The organism is Humibacillus xanthopallidus (assembly GCF_006717145.1).
Classification (GTDB): Bacteria; Actinomycetota; Actinomycetes; order Actinomycetales; family Dermatophilaceae; genus Humibacillus; species Humibacillus xanthopallidus.
The window spans coordinates 75,628-96,386 of record NZ_VFQF01000001.1 but is presented as its reverse complement, the minus strand read 5'-3'; the positions used below and the strand labels follow the sequence as shown (position 1 = coordinate 96,386).

Annotated in this window: 19 protein-coding genes; 1 reads left to right on the top strand and 18 read right to left on the bottom strand. The window is 70.4% G+C overall.

Annotated features, from left to right (window positions below; genetic code table 11):
- Nucleotides 1-56 precede the first annotated feature (56 nt).
- From FHX52_RS00390 to rpmE, 17 genes are all read right to left on the bottom strand, one after another.
- Nucleotides 57-1,577, bottom strand: a complete 1,521-nt coding sequence (locus tag FHX52_RS00390; protein ID WP_141818944.1) for an NAD(P)/FAD-dependent oxidoreductase — start codon at nt 1,575-1,577, stop codon at nt 57-59.
- A gap of 162 nt (nt 1,578-1,739) precedes the next feature.
- Complete coding sequence (locus FHX52_RS00385) at nt 1,740-3,539, bottom strand: hypothetical protein (protein WP_141818942.1); 1,800 nt, start codon at nt 3,537-3,539, stop codon at nt 1,740-1,742.
- 49 nt (nt 3,540-3,588) lie between these two features.
- A complete protein-coding gene (atpD, locus tag FHX52_RS00380; protein ID WP_141818940.1) occupies nt 3,589-5,049 on the bottom strand; it encodes a F0F1 ATP synthase subunit beta in 1,461 nt (486 codons plus the stop codon).
- Between the two features lie 27 nt (nt 5,050-5,076).
- Nucleotides 5,077-6,018 (bottom strand): F0F1 ATP synthase subunit gamma, encoded by a 942-nt coding sequence (locus FHX52_RS00375; protein WP_141818938.1) that lies wholly within the window; start codon nt 6,016-6,018, stop codon nt 5,077-5,079.
- Nucleotides 6,019-6,146: 128 nt separating this feature from the next.
- A complete protein-coding gene (gene atpA, locus FHX52_RS00370; RefSeq protein WP_141818936.1) occupies nt 6,147-7,778 on the bottom strand; it encodes a F0F1 ATP synthase subunit alpha in 1,632 nt (543 codons plus the stop codon).
- Nucleotides 7,779-7,847: 69 nt separating this feature from the next.
- Nucleotides 7,848-8,660: a F0F1 ATP synthase subunit delta gene (locus FHX52_RS00365; protein WP_141818934.1), complete on the bottom strand. Its 813-nt coding sequence runs from the start codon at nt 8,658-8,660 to the stop codon at nt 7,848-7,850.
- On the bottom strand, nt 8,660-9,238 hold the full coding sequence (locus FHX52_RS00360) for a F0F1 ATP synthase subunit B (RefSeq protein WP_141818932.1): 579 nt from the start codon (nt 9,236-9,238) through the stop codon (nt 8,660-8,662). The genes FHX52_RS00365 and FHX52_RS00360 overlap by 1 nt, the downstream gene beginning before the upstream one ends.
- Before the next feature lie 57 nt (nt 9,239-9,295).
- Nucleotides 9,296-9,505, bottom strand: a complete 210-nt coding sequence (atpE, locus tag FHX52_RS00355; RefSeq protein WP_026863922.1) for an ATP synthase F0 subunit C — start codon at nt 9,503-9,505, stop codon at nt 9,296-9,298.
- A gap of 103 nt (nt 9,506-9,608) precedes the next feature.
- Entirely contained in the window at nt 9,609-10,391 is a 783-nt protein-coding gene (gene atpB / locus FHX52_RS00350) for a F0F1 ATP synthase subunit A (RefSeq protein WP_141818930.1), read from the bottom strand.
- Between the two features lie 160 nt (nt 10,392-10,551).
- Complete coding sequence (locus tag FHX52_RS00345) at nt 10,552-10,824, bottom strand: AtpZ/AtpI family protein (protein ID WP_221630395.1); 273 nt, start codon at nt 10,822-10,824, stop codon at nt 10,552-10,554.
- A gap of 14 nt (nt 10,825-10,838) precedes the next feature.
- Nucleotides 10,839-11,309, bottom strand: coding sequence for a Cg1360 family ATP-synthase-associated protein (locus FHX52_RS00340; protein ID WP_141818928.1), 471 nt, complete (start codon nt 11,307-11,309; stop codon nt 10,839-10,841).
- Between the two features lie 136 nt (nt 11,310-11,445).
- Nucleotides 11,446-12,543: a glycosyltransferase family 4 protein gene (locus FHX52_RS00335; RefSeq protein ID WP_141818926.1), complete on the bottom strand. Its 1,098-nt coding sequence runs from the start codon at nt 12,541-12,543 to the stop codon at nt 11,446-11,448.
- Nucleotides 12,544-12,587: 44 nt separating this feature from the next.
- On the bottom strand, nt 12,588-13,865 hold the full coding sequence (locus FHX52_RS00330; protein ID WP_141818924.1) for a serine hydroxymethyltransferase: 1,278 nt from the start codon (nt 13,863-13,865) through the stop codon (nt 12,588-12,590).
- A 45-nt stretch (nt 13,866-13,910) separates the two neighbouring features.
- Complete coding sequence (locus FHX52_RS24200) at nt 13,911-14,951, bottom strand: L-threonylcarbamoyladenylate synthase (RefSeq protein ID WP_246069542.1); 1,041 nt, start codon at nt 14,949-14,951, stop codon at nt 13,911-13,913.
- A gap of 10 nt (nt 14,952-14,961) precedes the next feature.
- Entirely contained in the window at nt 14,962-15,858 is an 897-nt protein-coding gene (prmC, locus tag FHX52_RS00320) for a peptide chain release factor N(5)-glutamine methyltransferase (RefSeq protein ID WP_141818922.1), read from the bottom strand.
- 7 nt (nt 15,859-15,865) lie between these two features.
- Nucleotides 15,866-16,948 (bottom strand): peptide chain release factor 1, encoded by a 1,083-nt coding sequence (prfA, locus tag FHX52_RS00315; RefSeq protein WP_141818920.1) that lies wholly within the window; start codon nt 16,946-16,948, stop codon nt 15,866-15,868.
- Nucleotides 16,949-17,047: 99 nt separating this feature from the next.
- Complete coding sequence (rpmE, locus tag FHX52_RS00310) at nt 17,048-17,263, bottom strand: 50S ribosomal protein L31 (RefSeq protein WP_141818918.1); 216 nt, start codon at nt 17,261-17,263, stop codon at nt 17,048-17,050.
- A gap of 311 nt (nt 17,264-17,574) precedes the next feature.
- On the opposite strand from rpmE, the gene FHX52_RS00305 reads away from it, so the two are divergent.
- On the top strand, nt 17,575-18,534 hold the full coding sequence (locus FHX52_RS00305) for a PDDEXK family nuclease (protein WP_141818916.1): 960 nt from the start codon (nt 17,575-17,577) through the stop codon (nt 18,532-18,534).
- Between the two features lie 124 nt (nt 18,535-18,658).
- Here the strand turns inward: FHX52_RS00305 and rho are convergent, their stop codons facing one another.
- A complete protein-coding gene (rho, locus tag FHX52_RS00300; RefSeq protein WP_221630393.1) occupies nt 18,659-20,734 on the bottom strand; it encodes a transcription termination factor Rho in 2,076 nt (691 codons plus the stop codon).
- Nucleotides 20,735-20,759: the final 25 nt, after the last annotated feature.

Sequence of the window (20,759 nt, the reverse complement as noted above, 5' to 3'; positions counted from 1 at the left end):
CCTCCGTCATGTCCGCTGACGACTCCCGACCCGCGCCGGTATGCCGTCCGGTGGCCTCAGGCCCCCCGCTCCCCCTGCACCTGGGGCTCGGGCTGGCGCACCTGCGCCGTCAGAGCGTCAGGAGCGAGGTCCTTCGCCGCACCGTGAGCCTCGTCTGACGACTCTTGGCCGGGCTCGTGGCCCGACTCGTGGGCCGACTGGTGGCCCGACTCGTGTGGCCGGTCCTTGGCGAGACGGGGCAGCTGCGGGGCGAACTCCTCACCGAGGTCGGAGATCGCCTGCCGGGCGAAGACCTGCTGCTCGGTGACCACCCGCTCCGACCGGCCACGTCCGACGAAGGTGACGATCCAGTGCATGAGGGTCGTGATGCGGTGCTTGAAGCCGATGATGTAGACGAGGTGCACGGCGAGCCAGAGGATCCACGCGAAGAACCCGCTGAACTGCGCCTTGCCGACCGAGGCGACGGCCGAGAAGCGCGAGATCGTGGCCATGGAGCCCTTGTCGAAGTACTCGAAGGGCCCCTTGGGCTCCTGCCCCTTCTGCCTGCGCACGATCTGGTCGGCGGCGTAGCGCCCGCCCTGGATCGCCACCTGCGCCACACCGGGCAGCCCCTTGAGGGCCATCATGTCGCCGACGACGAAGACCTCGGGGTGTCCCGGCAGGGTGAGGTCGTCCTGCACCTGGATGCGCCCGGCGCGGTCGACCTCCGCGCCGGTCTGCTCGGCCAGGATCCGGCCGAGCGGCGACGCGCTGACACCGGCAGCCCACACCTTGCACACCGACTCGATGCGCTCGCGCGTGCCGTCGGGGTGCTCGACCTCGATGCCGGTGGAGTCGACGTCGACGACCTTGGCGCCGAGTCGAACCTCGACCCCCATCTCGGTGAGCCGGCTGACGGCCCGGTCGCCGAGCTTCTCGCCGAACGAGCCGAGCACGGCCGGAGCGGCGTCGAGCAGGATGACCCGGGCCTTGGTCGGGTCGATCCGGCGGAAGTCGCGCTTGAGGGTGCGCCGTGCCAGCTCGGAGATCTGACCGGCCATCTCGACACCGGTCGGCCCGGCGCCGACGACGACGAAGGTCATGAGCCGGTCGATCTCCGCCGGGGTCGAGGCGAGCTCGGCGAGCTCGAAGGACCCGAAGATGCGGCCGCGCAGCTCGAGGGCGTCGTCGATCGACTTCATGCCGGGTGCGTGCCGTGAGAACTCGTCGTTGCCGAAGTAGGACTGGCCCGCGCCGGCCGCGACGATCAGCGTGTCGTAGGGCGTGACGCTCTCGCGCCCCACGGTGGAGTGGGTCACCGTGCGTGCCTCGAGGTCGATGTCGGTGACCTCGCCGAGCAGGACGGTGGCGTTGTCCTGGCGGCGCAGCACCTCACGCGTCGAGGGCGCGATCTCGCCCTCGGAGAGGATGCCGGTCGCCACCTGGTAGAGCAGCGGCTGGAAGAGGTGGTGGGTCGTGCGGGCGATGATGGTCACGTCGACGTCGGCGCGCTTCAGCCGCTGGGTGCTGAAGAGCCCGCCGAATCCGGAACCGATGACCACCACCCGGTGTCGGGGCTGCTGGGTGGACGTGCTCACGTGGGGCTCCTTGGTGCTTGTCGTTCATGGTCGGTCATGCTCGACGTCGTCGTCGGTGGTGCGGTCATCACTGGCGTCAACACCGGCTCGGGAGGGACCATGCCCGTCCCGGCCGGCGGTCGAACCCGTGTGACCGACTCCACACGGGCTCCAGTCTCCACGTCATCGGTCGGTCCTGCGCAGCACGACCAGCGTCGGGGTCGCAGCGGCGGTGACGTAGCGGGCCTCCACCCACGCCCGCAGCGGGTCGGCCTCGGGCGCGCCACCACTGCCCTGCCACCAGCGCGCCGGGCGCACGACGCAGTCGGGGAGGGTCCCGCGCTCGTCGAACCACCGGACCAGGTGCGAGGTGCTCGGCCCGAAGTCGGCGAGCCACGTGACCGGCGTGGCGAACCGGACGTCACCCATGAGGTATGCCGCCGGGTAGCCGATCGCCAGCACGCTCGACCCCGTCGTGGCGCAGGAGCGCAGAACGCCTTGGGCTGCGGCCACGTCAGCGGCACGACGATCGGTCGTGAGCAGGCCGGCATACGCCCCGGTCGGCGCTGCGGCGTCGAGCCGCCCGACCGGGCCGTCGCGGAAGCTCGTCGCCACGTGCGAGGCCAGCAGTGCGACGAGCACTGCCGAGCCGACAGCAGCCGTCGACCACCGGGCGACCGCGCCGCGGCGCCGAGACGAGTCAGCGCCGGCCGGCGCCCGCAACCGTAGGAGACCCGAGAGGGCGCACGCGATGACGGCGAACACACCTGGTGCGAGGCAGGATCCGACCGCGCCCCACGTCGGCGACGACGCCGTGAAGCCCGCGACGCACACTGCTCCCACCGCGCTCGGGATCGCCCCCACCGTCAGAAGGCGCACGGCTGCCCCGCGCAGGAGCGTCGCCGACACGACGGCCGCCGGCAGCAGGACGAGCGAGAGCACGAGCGCCATCACCGGGCTGAGCCACGCGCTCACGCTGAAGGTGGCGGAGCTCGCGCTGCGGGTCAGGCCAGTGCCCGCTGTCAGGGCGACCGCGCCCAGCAGGAGCGGCCCGGCGAGGCGGCTGCGACGCGAGAGGGCCACTCCCGCGGCGATGCCGAGGCCGAGGGCGAGGAGGACTGCGGGCTGGGCCAGCTCACCGCCGAGGTAGCCCAGCCACCCGGCGACGCGGCCGACCCGGTCGACTCGCGCACTCTGGTAGTCGGCCGTGAAGGCGAGCGTCTCGCGCACCTGGCTGACCCCCCACAGGGCGACCGCGAGGGCAGCGACCACGAGGGAGGCGCCGGCGGCGCCACCGACGAGAGCCAGGCGCACCCGGCCCCGGGCCCACAGCACGCTCACGAGCAGCAGCAGAACCCCAGCCGGTGCCGTCACGGGATGGCTCACGGCGCCCAGCGCCGCCGCCGCTCCCGCGACCACCGCCCACACGACCGGCCAACGGGACGACGATGCTGATGACACCGATGACACCGACGGGACTGACGACACCGATGAGGCTGGAGACGGGGCGGCGGCTCCCCTGACCATCGCTCCGACGGCACTGCTCGCGGCCACGAGGTAGAGCAGCGCAGGCGTCGTGTTGTAGCCGACGAGCTGCAGGTTGTAGGCCGTCGGGACGACGGCTGCGACGGCCGCGACGCCGGTGCTGACCCGCCCGAGCGCGCCGCCGACCGCGCGCCACGCCAGAGCGGCCCCAGCGAGGGCGAGCAGGACGAAGTAGACCCGTGAGGCGAGGACGATGCCGTCGACGCCGACGGTGTGCAGCCACACCCAGACGAACGGCACGGCCGGCCAGGCGCCGAGCACCTGGAGGTTCATCTCGTCGCGGAAGGGCTGGTCGCCACGGGCGAGCCGCATCGACAGCTCGACGGCGTGGGTGCCGTCGCCGAGGTCGAGACCGAGGCGCGCCCGCAGGCCGAGCACCGCGGCGACCACGACGATGAGGACAGGGATCGCGAGACGACCAACGGGGAGGGCCGTCAAGGCGCCTCCCCGTCGTCGGGTTCGTCCGGTCACTCCGGTCGAAGGATGCTCAGAGGTTCTTCTGGATCTCCGACCACTGACGCTCGACGTCGTCGAGGCCACCACACATGAAGAAGGCCTGCTCGGCGACGTGGTCGTACTCGCCGTCGGCGATCTTCGTGAAGCCCTCGATCGAGTCGGCGAGCGACACGGTCGAGCCCTCGATGCCGGTGAACTGCTTCGCGACGTAGGTGTTCTGCGACAGGAAGCGCTGGATGCGACGGGCGCGGTTGACGAGGATCTTGTCCTCTTCGGAGAGCTCGTCGATACCGAGGATCGCGATGATGTCCTGCAGCTCCTTGTTGCGCTGGAGGATCGACTTGATGCGCACGGCCGTGTTGTAGTGGTCGGCCGTGATGTAGCGCGGGTCGAGGATTCGCGAGGTCGAGGACAGCGGGTCGACGGCGGGGTAGATACCCATCGACGCGATGTCACGGGAGAGCTCGGTCGTCGCGTCGAGGTGCGCGAACGTCGTGGCCGGCGCCGGGTCGGTGTAGTCGTCGGCCGGCACGTAGATCGCCTGCATCGAGGTGATCGAGTGGCCACGCGTCGAGGTGATGCGCTCCTGGAGGACGCCCATCTCGTCGGCGAGCGTGGGCTGGTAGCCCACGGCGGACGGCATACGGCCGAGGAGGGTCGAGACCTCGGAGCCCGCCTGCGTGAAGCGGAAGATGTTGTCGATGAAGAGCAGGACGTCCTGCTTCTGCACGTCGCGGAAGTACTCCGCCATCGTCAGGGCCGACAGGGCGACGCGAAGACGCGTGCCCGGCGGCTCGTCCATCTGACCGAAGACGAGGGCGGTCTGGCCGAGGACGCCGGCCTCCTCCATCTCCACCATGAGGTCGTTGCCCTCACGGGTGCGCTCGCCGACACCGGCGAACACCGACACACCACCGTGGTCGCGGGCGACTCGGGCGATCATCTCCTGGATGAGCACCGTCTTGCCGACACCGGCACCACCGAAGAGGCCGATCTTGCCACCCTGCACGTAGGGGGTCAGCAGGTCGATGACCTTGATGCCGGTCTCGAACATCGTCGTCTTCGACTCGAGCTGGTCGAAGGCGGGAGCCTTGCGGTGGATGCCCCACCGCTCCTTGATCTCGAGCGTCTCGCCCTCGGCGAGGTTCATGCACTCGCCGGTCGTGTTGAACACGTGGCCGAGCGTCACGTCGCCCACCGGCACGGTGATCGGGCCGCCGGTGTCCTGCACGGCCGAGCCCCGCACGAGGCCGTCGGTCGGCTGCAGCGAGATGGCGCGGACCATGCTGTCGCCGATGTGCTGGGCGACCTCGAGGTTGATGTTCTTGGTCTCGCCGGCGAGCGCGACCTGGGTCGTGAGCAGGTTGTACTGCTCGGGCATCGCGTCGGCCGGGAACTCGACGTCGACGACCGGGCCGATGATGCGGGAGATGCGTCCGACGCCGCCCGCGGGCGGGGCCGTCCACGTGGTGTCGCTGACAGTGGCAGTCATGGTGGTCTGCTTCCTTACCTGTGGGCGTTACTTCTTGGCGTCCGCGAGGGCGTTGGCGCCGCCCACGATTTCGCTGATCTCTTGGGTGATACCGGCCTGGCGGGCCTGGTTGGCGAGGCGCTGGTAGGTCTTGATCAGCTCCGTCGCGTTGTCGGTGGCCGACTTCATCGCACGCTGGCGGGCAGCGAGCTCCGAGGCCGACGAGCTGAGCAGCGCCGTGTAGATGCGGTTGCGCACGTACTTCGGCAGCAGCCGGTCGAGCACCTCCGAGGCGCTCGGCTCGAAGTCGTACTCCGGCGCGAGCTGGCCCTCGTCGTAGTGCTGGACCGTGAAGTCGAGACCACGGTCGCTGTCGCCCTCGACGTCCTTGTCGACGACCTCGAGCGGCAGCAGGCGCAGCACGTGCGGGTCCTGGCGCACCATCGAGCGGAAGCGGGTGTAGACGAGGTGGATCTCGTCCATGCCGCCGTCGGCGTACTCCTTGAGGAAGTCGGCCGTGATCCGGTCGGCGATGTCCTTGGCGTTCTCGAACGTCGGGGCGTCGGAGAAGCCGGTCCACTCCTGCGCGTACGCGCGCTTGCGGAACTTGTAGTAGCTGACCGCCTTGCGACCGACGAGGTAGGGCACGACCTCCTTGCCCTCGCTCTCGAGGAGGGCGACGAGCTCGGCGGCGCGCTTGAGGGCGGCCACCGAGTAGGCACCGGCGAGACCACGGTCGGCCGTGATGATCACGACGCCGGCGCGCTTGGCGTCGGTGTTCGTGGTCGTCAGCGGGTGGTCCTCGTTGGTGTTCGACGCGACCGCGCTCACGGCCCGGGTCAGCGCGGTGGTGTACGGCATCGCCTCAGTGGCCCGCTGCCGGGCCTTGATGACGCGCGCTGCCGCGATCAGCTCCATCGCGTTCGTGATCTTCTTGATGGAGTTGACGGACTTGATGCGCTGGCGGTAGATCCGCATCTGCGCTCCCATGCGCTCCGCCTCTCTTGGTCGGTGTGGGGTGTGGGCGTTCGGTCGGCGACAGCCGTTCCGGTATGCCGTCCGCCGGGCACCCGCGTCACGCGCGGGCGGCGCCGGTCAGGACGGCATACCGGGTCGTGCTACTTGTTCTTGACGATCCTCGCCTGGTCGATCTCGGTCTCCTCGAGCTCCTCGACGTCCTCCTGGCCGGCCTGAAGGCCGTCACGGCCCGTGCCGCGGAAGGTGAACTTCACGTCGTCGACGACCTTGGCGAGAGCGTTCTCGGTGTCGTCGTCGAGCTTCTGGGTCTCGCGGATCGTCTGGAGGATCTTGCCGTCGCGACGCAGGGTCTCGAGCAGCTCGGTCTCGAAGGCGCGGACGTCCTCGACCGCGACGTCGTCGAGCTTGCCCGTCGTGCCGGCCCACACCGAGACGACCTGCTCCTCGACGGGGTACGGGTTGCTCTGCGGCTGCTTGAGCAGCTCGACGAGGCGCGCACCACGGGCGAGCTGGGCTCGCGAGGCGGGGTCGAGGTCGGAGGCGAACATCGCGAAGGCCTCCATGGCGCGGAACTGCGCGAGGTCGAGCTTGAGACGACCGGCGACCGACTTCATCGCCTTGATCTGCGCCGCGCCGCCGACTCGGGAGACCGAGACACCCACGTCGATGGCGGGACGGACGTTGGCGTTGAACAGGTCGGCCTGGAGGTAGATCTGGCCGTCGGTGATCGAGATGACGTTGGTCGGGATGTAGGCCGACACGTCACCGGCCTTGGTCTCGATGATCGGCAGGCCGGTCATCGAGCCGTGGCCCAGGTCGTCGGAGAGCTTCGCGCAACGCTCGAGGAGACGCGAGTGCAGGTAGAAGACGTCACCCGGGTAGGCCTCGCGGCCCGGCGGACGGCGCAGCAGCAGCGACACGGCGCGGTAGGCCTCGGCCTGCTTGCTCAGGTCGTCGAAGACGATGAGGACGTGCTTGCCCTGGTACATCCAGTGCTGGCCGATGGCCGAACCGGTGTAGGGAGCGAGGTACTTGAAGCCGGCCGAGTCGGACGCGGGAGCCGCGACGATCGTGGTGTACTCCAGCGCGCCGGCCTCCTCGAGGGTGCCGCGGACCGACGCGATGGTCGAGCCCTTCTGGCCGATGCCGACGTAGATGCACCGCACCTGCTGGTCGGGGTCGCCCGACTCCCAGTTGCGCTTCTGGTTGATGATCGTGTCGATCGCGACCGTCGTCTTGCCGGTCTGGCGGTCGCCGATGATGAGCTGGCGCTGGCCGCGGCCGATCGGGGTCATCGCGTCGATCGACTTGATGCCGGTCTGGAGCGGCTCGTGCACCGACTTGCGCTGCACGACGTTGGGCGCCTGGAGCTCGAGGGCGCGGCGGCCCTCGGCCTCGATGTCGCCGAGACCGTCGATCGGCGTGCCCAGCGGGTCGACGACGCGGCCGAGGAAGGCGTCGCCCACGGGAACGGAGAGGACCTCGCCCGTGCGCTTGACGACCTGGCCCTCCTCGATGCCGGCGAAGTCACCGAGGACGACGACGCCGATCTCGTGGACGTCGAGGTTGAGCGCGAGGCCCAGCGTGCCGTCCTCGAACTGCAGCAGCTCGTTGGTCATGGCCGAGGGAAGACCCTCGACGTGGGCGATGCCGTCGCCGGCGTCCGTGACGCGGCCGACCTCTTCGCGGGAGGCCGCACCGGGCTCGTAGGACTGGACGAACGAGTCCAGCGCGTCCCGGATCTCCTCCGGACGGATCGAAAGCTCCGTCATGTCAGATCTTCTCCTCGGTTTCGACCCGCGTGCGGGTCGGTGGTTTCTCTAGAGCTGGGGGGTTGGTGCTCAGGCACCCATGGCGCGGCGGGCCGCGTCGAGCTTGCGGATGACGGTGCCGTCGATGACCTCGTCACCGATCTCGACCTTGATGCCGCCCAGGACCCGCGGGTCGACGACGGTGTTGACGTGGACCTTGCCGCCGTAGATCGCCGAGAGGCCCGCTGCGAGGCGGGATCGCTCCTGCGCACCCAGCGGCACGGCCGAGATCACGGTGGCCGTCTGCTGCTCGCGACGCGTCGCCGCGATCTCGAGGTACTCACGCACGACGGCGTCGAAGCGACGCCCTCGTGGTGCGGCGACGGCCTGGCGCGCGAGCACCAGGGTCTGCGGCGTCACCTTGCCGGCCAGCAACGAGCCGAGCAGCGCGGTGCGCCGTTCGGCCGACGCGGACTCGTCGGTGAGAGCCGTGCGCAGGGCCGTGTCGGCCGCGACGATCCGCTCGAAGCGGAAGAGCTCGTCCTCGACCTGGTCGGCGGAGTCCTGGGTCTCGGCGTCGGCGACGACGGACTCCACGGCATACCGCTCCAGGGTGTCGGAGAGGTCGCGCTCGGAGCTCCACCGCTGGCTGACGACGCCCTTGAGCACCACCAGCGCCTCGGCCCCGACCCGGCTCGCGAAGAGCCGCTCGGCGAGGTCGGTCTTGCGGGCGGCGTCCTGGGACGGGTCCGCGACCGCGCGACGCAGGGTGACGTTGCCGTCGAGCAGGGCGACGACGGCGAAGAGCTCCTCGGCCAACCGCGTGCGGTCGGCGCCGGCAGCGAGCACACCGGTGAACGCCTCGCGGCTCCCGGCCGCAGCTGCGCGTGAGGATCCCTGCATCAGGCGTCTCCGACCTTCTCGCGCACGACGTCGCCCGACTCGAGCTCGGCGAGGAAGCGCTCGACGATGCCGCGCTGGCGAGCCTCGTCCTCGAGCGACTCACCGACGATGCGGCTCGCGAGCTCGGTGGACATGCGGCCCACGTCACCGCGGAGCGAGACGACCGCCTGCTGGCGCTCGGCCTCGATCTGCTTGTGCGCGGTCTCGGTGATGCGCGACGCGTCGGCGGCGGCCTGCTCGCGCATCTCGGCGATGATCTGCGCGCCCTGTGCCTTGGCGTCCTCACGGATGCGTGAGGCCTCCGCCCGGGCCTCGACGAGCTGGGCCTGGTACTGCTCGAGGGCAGCCTGGGCCTGGGCCTGGGCCTCCTCGGCCTTGTTCATCCCGCCCTCGATCGCCGCAGTGCGTTCGGCGTAGATCTGCTCCAGGCGCGGGACGACCTTGGCCTTCACGACGAAGTACAGAAGCGCGAAGGTGGCAAGGCCGAAGAAGAACTCGAGGGGGTGCGGAATGATCGGTGCCGCAGTGGCCCAGAAGCCCTCTTCGCCGCCCTCGGCGAACACGAACGATGCTTGCATGCGGGTCTCCTAGAGAGAATCGAGTGCGTCGACGGTCCTGATCGGCCCCGGAGGGCGTCAGGCCTTGAAGACGAACGCGAGCGCGATACCGAAGATGGCGAGCGCCTCGGTGATGGCCATGCCGAGGAAGGCGATCGGCTGGAGCATGCCGCGAGCCTCGGGCTGACGGGCAACGCCGTTGATGTAGGCGGCGAAGATGAGACCGACACCGATACCGGGGCCGATGGCGGAGAGGCCGTAACCGAGGATGGCGATGTTGCCAGTCATGTTGTGTCCATTTCCTTCTTGTCGTTCCCGGAGACGTCTGCCGCCGGGGTCGTACGGGGTCGTGCTGGGGTGGAACGCAGTGGTGCGGTGGAGCGCGCGGAGCTCAGTGCTCGTCGGCGATGGCGCCGCCGATGTAGAGAGCCGCGAGGAGGGTGAAGACGTAGGCCTGCAGGAACTCGACCAGCAGCTCGAAGAGGGTCATGACGAGGGCGAAGACCCAGGTCACACCGCCGGCGATGACGAGGATGCCGCCGTTGGTCAGCATGTACCAGCCGCCGGTGATGAACAGCACGATGAGGATGTGGCCGGCGAACATGTTGCCGAAGAGTCGCAGGGCGAGGGTGACCGGCCGGGTGAACAGGTCGGTGATGAGCTCGAGGAAGAAGATCGGCAGGATCATCCCCTTCGGCAGGCCGGAGGGCACGAGCGACTTCCAGTAGCCGAAGAAGCCGTGCTTCTTCATGCCGACGACGTGGAAGACGACCCACACGATGAGCGACAGCGCGATCGGGAAGCCGATGCGGCTCATCGTCGGGTAGCTGAACGGCGGCATGACGCCGAAGAAGTTGTTGACCAGGATGATCATGAAGAGGGAGAACAGCAGCGGGACGAACCGCATGAACTCCTTGCTGCCGATGAGGTCCTTGGCGATGCCGTTGCGCACCAGCCCGTAGACCGCCTCGGTCGCCATCTGCCCGCGGCTCGGGACGAGCGCCTTCTTGCGCGTCGTGGCGAGGAGGTACCAGATGATGAGGCCCACCGAGATGACGATGAGGAACATCGGGCGTGTGATCGCCCAGGGACCGTCGGTCCCGAAGAGCGGCTGCCAGAACTCCTCGACACCGGGCGCGGTGTACTCCGAGGGCGCGGCGGACACGAGGCTCACGGGTTACTCCTTTGTAGGACTTGGGCAGGTGTCGCGACGCGCTGCATCTCGACGGTCGAAAAGTCTGTGGTGGGCTCCGGACCGACGGGGCTCCGGCCAGCGGGGCCGGTCACTCGCACACCGTCGGGGGGCGCGGGGACGAGCCGGCCCGCCGGGTGGCTCAATGGGTACCGTATCGGAACCAGATCAGGTAGAGCGACAGGGCCATCCCACCGACGATCCCCGCTCCGACCAGCCAGGTCGTGCCCAGCCAGTGGTCGAGCAGGGCCCCCAGCCCGCCGTAGATCAGCGGACCGGTGATGAGGTAGGCGACGGCCTTCCATGCGGAGTTGGACTCGCGCAGGTTGAACTGCCGCTCGCGCTCCTTCTTGTCCTCCGCGCTCTCGCCGGAGTTGTCCTCGACGCCCGGGGCACCGGACGGTGGGGTCGACATCGCGCCCTCCGATCTCACGACTCATCACGCGGCTCCCGAGACGTCGTGTCGAGGGCAGCAGCGCCGTCAGGATCGTAGGCGAAGATGCGCAGCCGCTTGTAGGCCCGCATCTCGAAGAAGAGCCACACGAGGGCGCAGACGGTGATGGCCAGCCCCACGGCATACCCCGACACCCAGCTGACGTCGCGCAGCAGGAACATCGCGACGCCGAGCACGACGACCTTGAAGGTGTAGGTCAGCATCACGACGATCATGACGGTCGTGGGCGGCAGGTCGGCCGTGCGCTTCATGACGAGCAGCGTCAGGCTGAAGAAGAAGATGACGAGAGCGGCGCCGAGGGCGGCCGACCACGCGGCCTTGGGGCTCGAGAAGAGGCCCACGACGATGCAGGCGAGCGCGGCGACGACGGTCGGCAGGAGCGAGCCCCGGAGGAGCTGCGCGAACGCATCGGACTGTGATGCGGTGCGGGCCGGTGTGGCGCTCAAGAAAAACCTGCCTGGTCTGCGTCGTGAGGCGTGTTGCTGGCGGGGCCGGGTCGGGCTCGATCGTCTTGTGCGGGAAGGCTTTCCGCACCACCTGGCGACCGGTTCTCAGGTTCTCCCAAGGTGCTTGTGAATGCTATCACAAGCGTTCGGACGCCCTCCACCGTGGAAGCCGGACCGTGAGAACCACGCCGACCGCCGCGGCTGCCGCCACGACGACGAGCGGGCGCCACCCGTCCCAGATGACGAACGACACCGACCCGAGCGCCACGATCGCGGCCCACAGGTAGAGGATTAGCACGGCCCGCCGGTGGGTGTGACCGATGCTCAGCATGCGGTGGTGCAGGTGCTTGGCGTCCGGGTGCCAGGGCCGCTGCCCCGCCATGGTGCGGCGCACGATCGCGAGCACCATGTCGAGGAGCGGCAGCAGGAGCACCGCGAGCGGCAGCAGGATGGGCAGGAACGCCGCCGACACCTCGTTGGTGCTCACTTGGGTGGGGTCGACGTTGCCCGTCAGGGTGATCGTCGCCGCCGACATGAGCAGGCCGAGGGTGAGGGCCCCGGAGTCGCCCATGAAAAGGCGCGCGGGGTGGAAGTTGTGCGGGAGGAAGCCGGCGCAGCAGCCCACGAGCGCCGCCGAGATGAAGGTCGCGGTCGAGAAGACGTTGGCCGGCACGAACGAGCGCGACACGAGGTAGCTGTAGGTGAAGAAGGCGAGGGCGGCGATGCCGACGACCCCAGCGGCCAGCCCGTCGAGGCCGTCGATGAAGTTGACGGCGTTGGTCCACACGAGCACGACGATGACGGTGAAGCTGACGAGCACCGGCACCGGCAGGATCGTCGTGCCGAAGATCGGCAGGGACAGCAGCTGCACCCCGGTGTAGGCCATGAGGCCGGCCGCGAGCATCTGCCCGGCGAGCTTGGTCACCCAGTCGAGCTCACGGATGTCGTCGAACGCGCCGAGGAGGCAGACGACGCCGCCTGCCGCGATGACCCCGAGGATCTGGCGCGTCGAGAAGAGCGTGCCGAGGTAGGGCAGCGCACGGGCGACGAGCGCGGCCGCGACGAAGCCGATGTAGATGCCCACTCCCCCGAGCCGCGGGATCGGGGTCGTGTGGACGTCGCGCTCGCGCACCGCCGTGAAGGCGCCCGTGGCCACGGCGAGGCTGCGGATGAACGGGGTCACGAGGTAGGTGACCGCCGCGGCCACGATGAGGACGAGAACGTACTCGTGCACCTACCGACCTTCGCTCGGGCGCCGACGCTGGCGGGTCGCCGGAGTCAGCGGGGGTATGCCGGGAAGCGCGTCACGAGGTCCGTGACCTGCGCGCGGACGTCCTTGCTCACCGCGTGGTCGGGATCGGCGTCACCCTCGGTCACGGCCTTGTGGATGAGCGCGGCGATCTGCTTCATCTCCTCGACGCCCATGCCCTGCGTCGTCACCGACGGCGTGCCGACCCGGATGCCGGAGGCGATGTTGGCCTTCTGCGGGTCGAAGGGGATGGCGTTCTTGTTGAGCACGATTCCGGCGGCGTCGGCGCGCTCCTCGGCGTCCTTGCCCGTGACGCCCACACCCTGCAGGTCGAGCAGGGCGAGGTGGGTGTCGGTGCCGCCGGTGGTCGGGCGGATGCCGAGCTCGAGCAGGCTCGCAGCGAGCTGCTGGCTGTTGGCGATGACGTCCTTGGCGTACTGGGCGTACTCCGGGGTCGCGGCCTCCTTGAAGTTGACCGCCTTGGCCGCGATGGTGTGCATCTGCGGGCCGCCCTGCATCATCGGGAAGATCGCCTTGTCCATGGCCGCGGCGTGCTCGGCCTTGCAGACGAGGGCGCCGGACCGCGGGCCGCGCAGCACCTTGTGCGTCGTGAAGGTGACGACGTCGGCGTGGGGCACGGGCGACGGGATGGCCTTGCCGGCGACGAGACCGATGAAGTGGGCGGCGTCGACCCAGAGGATCGCGCCGACCTCGTCGGCGATCGCGCGGAAGCGCTCGAAGTCGATGAGGCGCGGGATCGCCGACCCACCGGCGCAGATGACCTTCGGGCGGTGCTCCTTGGCGAGCGCCTCGACCTGGTCGTAGTCGATGTCCTCGCTCAGCTTGTCGACGCCGTAGTGGACGGCGTTGAACCACTTGCCGGAGAAGGAGACCTTCGTGCCGTGGGTGAGGTGGCCGCCCATCGGGAGCGACATCGCGAGGATGGTGTCGCCCGGGGCCATGAAGGCGCCGTAGACGGCCTGGTTCGCGCTCGCGCCCGAGTGCGCCTGGACGTTGGCGTGGTCGGCACCGAAGAGCTCCTTGGCCCGGTCGATGGCGATCTGCTCGGCCTTGTCGACCTCGGAGCAGCCGCCGTAGTAGCGCCGCCCGGGGTAGCCCTCGGCGTACTTGTTCGACAGGGTCGACCCGAGGGCCGTCAGCACGGCGGGCGAGCTGATGTTCTCGCTCGCGATGAGCTGCAGTCCGCCGCGGATGCGGTCGAGCTCCGACAGGAGCACCCCGGCGATGTCGGGGTCGAGGGACTGCAGGGCACCGAAGTCGGAGCCGTAGAACGTGTCGTCAGCCATGGTGCATCTCCGGTTGGGGTCTCGGGAGTCGGGCGCGTGCCAACTCTATTGCGTGGGCGCGCCGCCGTTGGTGGCGTGCGTGTCGGTGGGGGCGTCCGGCGACTCCGCGATCGGAGCGAGCGGGTCGGCGCCGGTGGCCCGGTCCGGCGGGTCCGCGGTGACATCGGGGCGGGCGTCCTGCGCCACGTCGTGCCACTCGTCGACGGTGTCGCCGACGGTGGGGGCCGGCACCTCGGCGAGGGGGTCCGGGTGCTCCTCCTGCGCCACCTCGGGCCAGGAGCCGGTCGTGTCGGCGTCGGCGGTCGGCTCGGGAGCTGCACCAGCCGCCTCAGCACCGAGATCTGCATCGGCGTCGGCGGCGGGCTCGTCGGCCGGCTCGCTGGCGTGCTCGTCCGCCACATCACCGGCGGGCTCGTCCGAAGGCTCGGTGTCGTCCCCCACGACGACGTCGTCGGCCGGGAGCAGCGCGGCATCGATGTCGGCCTGCGGGATCGCCCCGAGGCGCAGGGTGACGGGGGCCTCGCCCGTGCAGTCGATGATCGTCGACGGCTCGCCTTCGCCGGCCGGGCCGGCGTCGAGGTAGACGGAGACGGACTCGCCGAGCATCGCGAGCGCCTCGTCGACCGTGCGCGCAGCAGGGTCGCCGGTCGTGTTGGCGCTCGTCACGGCCATCGGGCCGACGTCGCCGAGCAGCTCGAGGGTGACCTCGTGGTCGGGCACGCGCAGCGCGACGGTGCCGTTGGTCTCGCCGAGGTCCCAGTGCAGCGAGGTCTGGGCCTTGAGCACGACCGTGAGCGGTCCCGGCCAGAACTTCTCCATGAGCCGCTGCGCATAGTCGGGCACCGCGGTCGCGAGCCCCTGGGCCGTGCGCGCGGTCGGGATGAGCACGGGTGGCGGCATGTCGCGGCCGCGCCCCTTGGCGGCCAGGACCGAGGCCACGGCGTTGGCGTCGAAGGCGTCGCACCCGATGCCGTAGACGGTGTCGGTGGGCAGCACGATGACCTCGCCGCGGCGGATCGCACCCGCAGCCGCGGGCACCCCTTCGGCGCGGCCGCTCGGGTCTGTGCAGTCGTAGCGCTCGCTCACGGCCCGAAGCCTAGTCCGCGCTCGTGGGAGACCGGCGCGCGGTCGTCACCCGTGGACGTCCGGCGAGGTCGAGGTGGTCGCCGACCTCCGACCACTCCCCCGTGGCCCGCATCCGCCGGGGCAGGCTCTCGCCCTGGCTGTCGGCGTGCTCGACGAGCACGAGGCCCCCGGGGTGCAGCAAACCGGCGGCGACCCGCACGACTGCGAGCGGGATGGCGAGCCCGTCCTCGCTGCCTCCGTAGAGCGCGATCTGTGGGTCGTGGTCGCGCACCTCGGGGTCGACCGGGACGGCTCCCACCGGGATGTAGGGCGGGTTGACCGTCACGACGTCGACCGTGCCGGTCCAGTCCTCGAAGCAGGGCGAGGTCGCGTCGCCGAGGACGAGGTCGACGTCGAGCCCGAGCCGGTCGCGGTTCGCGGTCGACCAGGCCCACGCCTCGGGCGATACCTCGAGGCCGCGCACCTCGGCGCCCGGCCGCTCGTGCGCGATCGAGAGGGCGATCGCGCCGGATCCCGAGCAGAGGTCGACGACCCGCACGGCTCGCGCCTCGTCGAGCCCTTCGCCCAGATCCTTGACCCGGTCGACCTCGGCGAGCGCGAGGTCGACGAGGACCTCGGTCTCCGGCCGCGGCACGAAGACCCCGGGGCCTACCGCGAGCGTCAGGTGCCGGAAGTCCGCCTGGCCCGTGAGGTGCTGGAGCGGCACGCGACGGGCGCGCTCGTCGACGAGGACGGCATACGCCGGTGGGAGGGTGCGTCCGCCGAGCACCATGAGCCGGCGCACCTCGGCGACGTCGACCCCGAGCGCGTGGGCGGCGAGAGCCAGGGCGTCAGGCTGCGGGGAGGGCACTCCGGCCTCGGCCAGCCGCGCCGTCGCAGCACGTATGCCGACACGCAGGTCCGTCACCGACGGCTCATTCGGGTGCCCCGGCGAGGGCGCTCAGCTTGGCGGCCTCGTCGGCGTCGATCGCCGACTGGACGACCGGGTCGAGGTCGCCGTCGAGCACGGCGTCGAGGTTGTAGGACTTGTAGCCGGTGCGGTGGTCGGAGATGCGGTTCTCCGGGAAGTTGTAGGTGCGGATGCGCTCGGAGCGGTCGACGGTGCGCACCTGCGAGCGGCGGGCAGCGCTCGCCTCGGCGTCGGCCTCGTCCTGGGCGAGCTGGTGCAGGCGCGCCCGGAGGACGCGCATGGCGGCCTCCTTGTTCTGCAGCTGCGACTTCTCGTTCTGGCACGAGACGACGAGCCCGGTGGGCACGTGGGTGATCCGTACGGCGGAGTCGGTCGTGTTGACGCTCTGGCCGCCGGGCCCGCTGCTGCGGTAGACGTCGATGCGCAGGTCGTTCGGGTCGATCGTCACCTCGACCTCCTCGGCCTCGGGCATGACGAGCACGCCCGCCGCGGAGGTGTGGATGCGGCCCTGGCTCTCGGTGACGGGCACGCGCTGGACCCGGTGCACGCCGCCTTCGTACTTGAGGCGCGCCCACGGGCCCTCGCCGAGACCCGGCGTGCCCTTGGCGCGCACGGAGACGCGGACGTCCTTGTAGCCGCCGAGGTCGCTCTCGGTCGCGTCCTCGACGACGGTGCGCCAGCCACGCTGCTCGGCGTAGCGCAGGTACATGCGCAGCAGGTCGCCGGCGAACAGGGCCGACTCGTCGCCGCCCTCGCCCGCCTTGACCTCGAGGATGACGTCGCGGTCGTCCTCGGGGTCGCGTGGCACGAGCATCCGGCGCAGGTGCTCCTCGGCCGCCGCCTCCCGGGCCTCGAGCGAGGGCACCTCGGCGGCGAAGGACTCGTCCTCGGTCGCCAGCTCGCGTGCGGCCCCGAGGTCGTCGACGGCCGCCTGCCAGGACCGGGCGGCTGCAACGGTGGGGGCCAGCGCGGCATACCTCTTGTTGAGGGTGCGCACGAGGTCCTGGTCGGTGTGGACGGCCGGGTCGGCAAGGCGACGCTCGAGCTCGGAGTACTCGTCGAGGATCGACTGGACGGAGTCGAGCACGGTGGTCACCTCTCGCAGGTGGAGGTCGCGGTCACGTCATGGTCAAAACGAACGCCGGCCCCCGACGACCGAAGTCGTGGGAGCCGGCGTGCGGGAGACCTACTTGGCGGCCTTCTTGCCGTAACGGGCCTCGAACCGGGCCACGCGGCCACCGGTGTCGAGGATCTTCTGCTTGCCCGTGTAGAACGGGTGGCACTGCGAGCACACGTCGGCCGAGATCTTGCCCGACGTCTCGGTGCTACGCGTCGTGAACGTGCTGCCACAGGTGCAGGTCACCGTGGTCTCGACGTAGGCGGGGTGCAGGTCCTTCTTCACAGCGTCTCCTTGAGATGAGGTGGCCGGGTCGGAGTCTTCGCAGCGCCCGTGGGGCGCCTGCTCGTCCGTGAACCGGTCCAAAGGAAGATTGTGCCAGAGGTGTGGCACGTCACCCAAAACGTCAGCACCCGCCCCGGCATTCCCGCAACCCGCCCCGCGCGTGCGTTCGGCACCCTCGGCGCGGTAGGGGTGCCGGACGCACGACAGATCGAGCGTCTGGCACCTGTTCGATGTCGCAGGTGTCAGATGCGCGGAGAGCACCTGTGCACGACGGCAGCGGGGCAGGCGTCCGGCTCGTCAGACTCGACGGCATGGCGACACGCACGACGAGACAGAGTCGGCAGGTCCGCGCACGGGTGGGCGCGTCGATCGCGGCCCTCCACGACGGCGTGGCCCACCGGTCCGAGCTCCGGGCGGCGGGTCTGTCGCGTCATGACGTGGCATCCGAGGTGCGTGCCGGTCGCTGGCAACGGGCCGGCCGCCACACCGTGGTCATCGGCTCGGGCTGCCCGACCGGTGAAGCGCTGTGGTGGAGGGCCGTCTGGGAGACCGGCTCGGGCGCCGCCCTCGATGGGGCCGCAGCGCTGCTGGCCGCCGGGCTCACGGGGTTCGCGCCCGAGACGATCGACGTCTCGCTGCCGACCGACAACCGACGACATACGGTGGCGGGGGTGCGCCGGCACCGGCGGGTCAGCCCACTGCCCGTCGTCGGGGTCGGCATCCCTCGGGTGCGGCCGGAGCTGGCGGTGATCCACGCCGCACAGTCGGCCCGCTCCGACCGTCAGGCCGCTCTCGTCCTATGCCTCGCGCTGCAGCAGCGGCTCGTGCCGCCGGCGGCGTTGCTCTCGGCCTGGCAAGGCGTGACCCGGTCGGCCCGTCGGTCCCTCATCGACTCCGTCGTGCGCGACGTCTGCGACGGCGCCCAGTCCTTGGGTGAGCTCGACTTCGCTGCACACTGTCGTGGCCGGGGCCTGCCGGAGCCGAGCCGGCAGGCGGTGCGGGTGTTCCCGAACGGTCGGATCTACCTCGACGTCGCCTGGGACGAGATCGGGCTCGTGGTCGAGATCGACGGGGGCCACCACGCCCTCGCCCTCAACCCCGTCGACGATGCCCTGCGCCAGAACGAGGTCGTGCTCGGCTCCGAGCGCGTCCTGCGCATCCCCGTGCTCGGCCTGCGCCTTGACCCCAACGCCTTCCTCAACCAGGTCGTCCGGGCTCACCGGCGTTGGTCCCGGGAATTGCCTGAGCGTCTGGCACCTGCCAGCGGCTGAAGGTGCCGATCGCGCGACTGATCGTGCGTCTGGCACCCGTGCAGGCTCGGGGGTGTCAGACGCACGTATGCCGCTCGCCCGGGGTGGGCGAGCGGCATACGGGATGGTGCTGGTGGAGTGCGGGTCAGGCCTCGTCGTCGATCTTCATCGACGAGGTCTGCTGCACCTGGAGCAGGAACTCGTAGTTCGTGCGGGTCTTCTTGAGGCGGTCGGTCAGCAGCTCGATGCCCTGGACGGGGTCGAGGGCGGCGAGCACGCGCCGGAGCTTCCACATGATCTTCAGCTCCTCGCTCGCGAGGAGGATCTCCTCGCGGCGGGTACCCGACGCGTTGATGTCGACCGCCGGGAAGATGCGCCGGTTGGCGAGCTCGCGCGAGAGCTTGAGCTCCATGTTTCCGGTGCCCTTGAACTCCTCGAAGATCACCTCGTCCATCTTGGAGCCGGTCTCGACGAGCGCCGTGGCGAGGATCGTCAGCGACCCGCCGTTCTCGATGTTGCGCGCGGCGCCGAAGAACTTCTTCGGCGGGTAGAGCGCGGCCGAGTCGACACCGCCCGAGAGGATGCGCCCGCTCGCCGGGGCGGCGAGGTTGTAGGCGCGACCGAGCTTGGTGATCGAGTCGAGGAGCACGACGACGTCGTGACCGAGCTCGACGAGGCGCTTGGCCCGCTCGATGGCGAGCTCGGCAACCGTCGTGTGGTCCTCGGCCGGGCGGTCGAAGGTGGAGGCGATGACCTCACCCTTGACGGCCCGCTGCATGTCGGTGACCTCTTCGGGCCGCTCGTCGACGAGGACGACCATGAGGTGGCACTCGGGGTTGTTCGTCGTGATCGCGTTGGCGAGCGCCTGCATGACCATCGTCTTGCCGGCCTTGGCCGGGGCGACGATGAGACCGCGCTGGCCCTTGCCGATGGGGGCGACGAGGTCGATGATCCGCGTCGTGAGGGCGGTGCTCTCGGTCTCGAGGCGGAGGCGCTCCTGCGGATAGAGCGGTGTCAGCTTGCCGAACTCGACGCGCTTGAGCGACTCCTCGGGCGTCGCGCCGTTGACCGAGTCGAGGCGCACGAGCGCGTTGAACTTCTGGCGGCCGACGTTGCCCGACGGCTGCTCGCCCTCGCGGAGCGCCTTGACCGCACCGGTGACCCCGTCGCCCTTGCGCAGCCCGTGCTTCTTGACCATGCCGAGCGGCACGTAGACGTCGTTCGGGCCGGGCAGGTAGCCGGTCGTGCGCACGAAGGCGTAGTTGTCGAGCACGTCGAGGATGCCGGCGACCGGCACGAGGACGTCGTCCTCCTGCACCTGCGGCTCGGTCTCGACCCAGTCCTGGCCGTCGCGCGTGCGACCACGCTTGCGGTCACGGCTGCGCTGGCGGTTGCGGCTGCGGCGCGTGCCGTTGCGGTCGTCGTCGTCATCGAAGCGACCCTGGGGGCCGTTGCCCTGGTTGGCCTGGCCGCCCTGGGAGTACTGGCTGCCCTGGTGGCCCTGGCCGCCCTGGGTGTTCTGGGTGTTCTGGCCGCCCTGGTGGCTCTGCGCACCCTGGCGGGGCTGGGTGGAGCTGTCCTGCTGACGGTCGCCCTGCTGACGATCCGGCTGACGGTCGTCACGCTGCTGGCGGTCCTGCTGGCGGTCGCCCTGCTGACGATCCTGCTGACGGTCGCCCTGCTGACGCTCCTGCTGACGGTCGCCGCGCTGCGTGCGCTCGGCCCGGTCGACGGCCGCCTCGGCGAGCTCGATGCCCTCGGGCAGACGCGGCTCCTCACGGGGCTCGCGGGTCTCACGGCTGGTCCGACCGGTGCGGCTCGTGCGTCGCTCCTGCCGCGGCGCGCGGTCGGGCGCACCCTGCGTCGAACCCTGCGACGCGTCGCCGTCGGACTCGGCTGGGCGCTCGGACGTCTGCCCGGATGCCTGGTCGGATACCTGCTCGGAGGCGGGCTCCGTGTCCTGACGTCGGGTCGAGCGCTCGCGACGCTGCGGCGCGGGCTCGTCAGCCTTGGCGGCGCCGGCCCCGGCGTCGGTGGCCGGCTCCTGGCGCTCGGTGGTGGCCGCAGCAGCGGTGGGGGCGGACGAGGGGGTGGACCCCTGCCCGGCGCTGCCGCCGGCCTGGCGTGCCTTGATGGCCTCGACGAGATCGCTCTTGCGCATCTTCGTCGTGCCCTTGATGCCCATGGACGAGGCGACGCCCTTGAGCTCGTCCAGCTTCATGGCGGCGAGGCCAGACACAGGACGG

Excerpts from the sequence above, each read along its gene's own strand:
- atpD (WP_141818940.1), bottom strand. The coding sequence starts at position 5,049 with ATGACTGCCACTGTCAGCGACACCACGTGGACGGCCCCGCCCGCGGGC.
- FHX52_RS00375 (WP_141818938.1), bottom strand. The coding sequence starts at position 6,018 with ATGGGAGCGCAGATGCGGATCTACCGCCAGCGCATCAAGTCCGTCAAC.
- atpA (WP_141818936.1), bottom strand. The coding sequence starts at position 7,778 with ATGACGGAGCTTTCGATCCGTCCGGAGGAGATCCGGGACGCGCTGGAC.
- FHX52_RS00365 (WP_141818934.1), bottom strand. The coding sequence starts at position 8,660 with ATGCAGGGATCCTCACGCGCAGCTGCGGCCGGGAGCCGCGAGGCGTTC.
- FHX52_RS00360 (WP_141818932.1), bottom strand. The coding sequence starts at position 9,238 with ATGCAAGCATCGTTCGTGTTCGCCGAGGGCGGCGAAGAGGGCTTCTGG.
- atpE (WP_026863922.1), bottom strand. The coding sequence starts at position 9,505 with ATGACTGGCAACATCGCCATCCTCGGTTACGGCCTCTCCGCCATCGGC.
- FHX52_RS00345 (WP_221630395.1), bottom strand. The coding sequence starts at position 10,824 with ATGTCGACCCCACCGTCCGGTGCCCCGGGCGTCGAGGACAACTCCGGC.
- FHX52_RS00330 (WP_141818924.1), bottom strand. The coding sequence starts at position 13,865 with ATGGCTGACGACACGTTCTACGGCTCCGACTTCGGTGCCCTGCAGTCC.
- FHX52_RS00305 (WP_141818916.1), top strand. The coding sequence starts at position 17,575 with ATGGCGACACGCACGACGAGACAGAGTCGGCAGGTCCGCGCACGGGTG.
- rho (WP_221630393.1), bottom strand. The coding sequence starts at position 20,734 with ATGAAGCTGGACGAGCTCAAGGGCGTCGCCTCGTCCATGGGCATCAAG.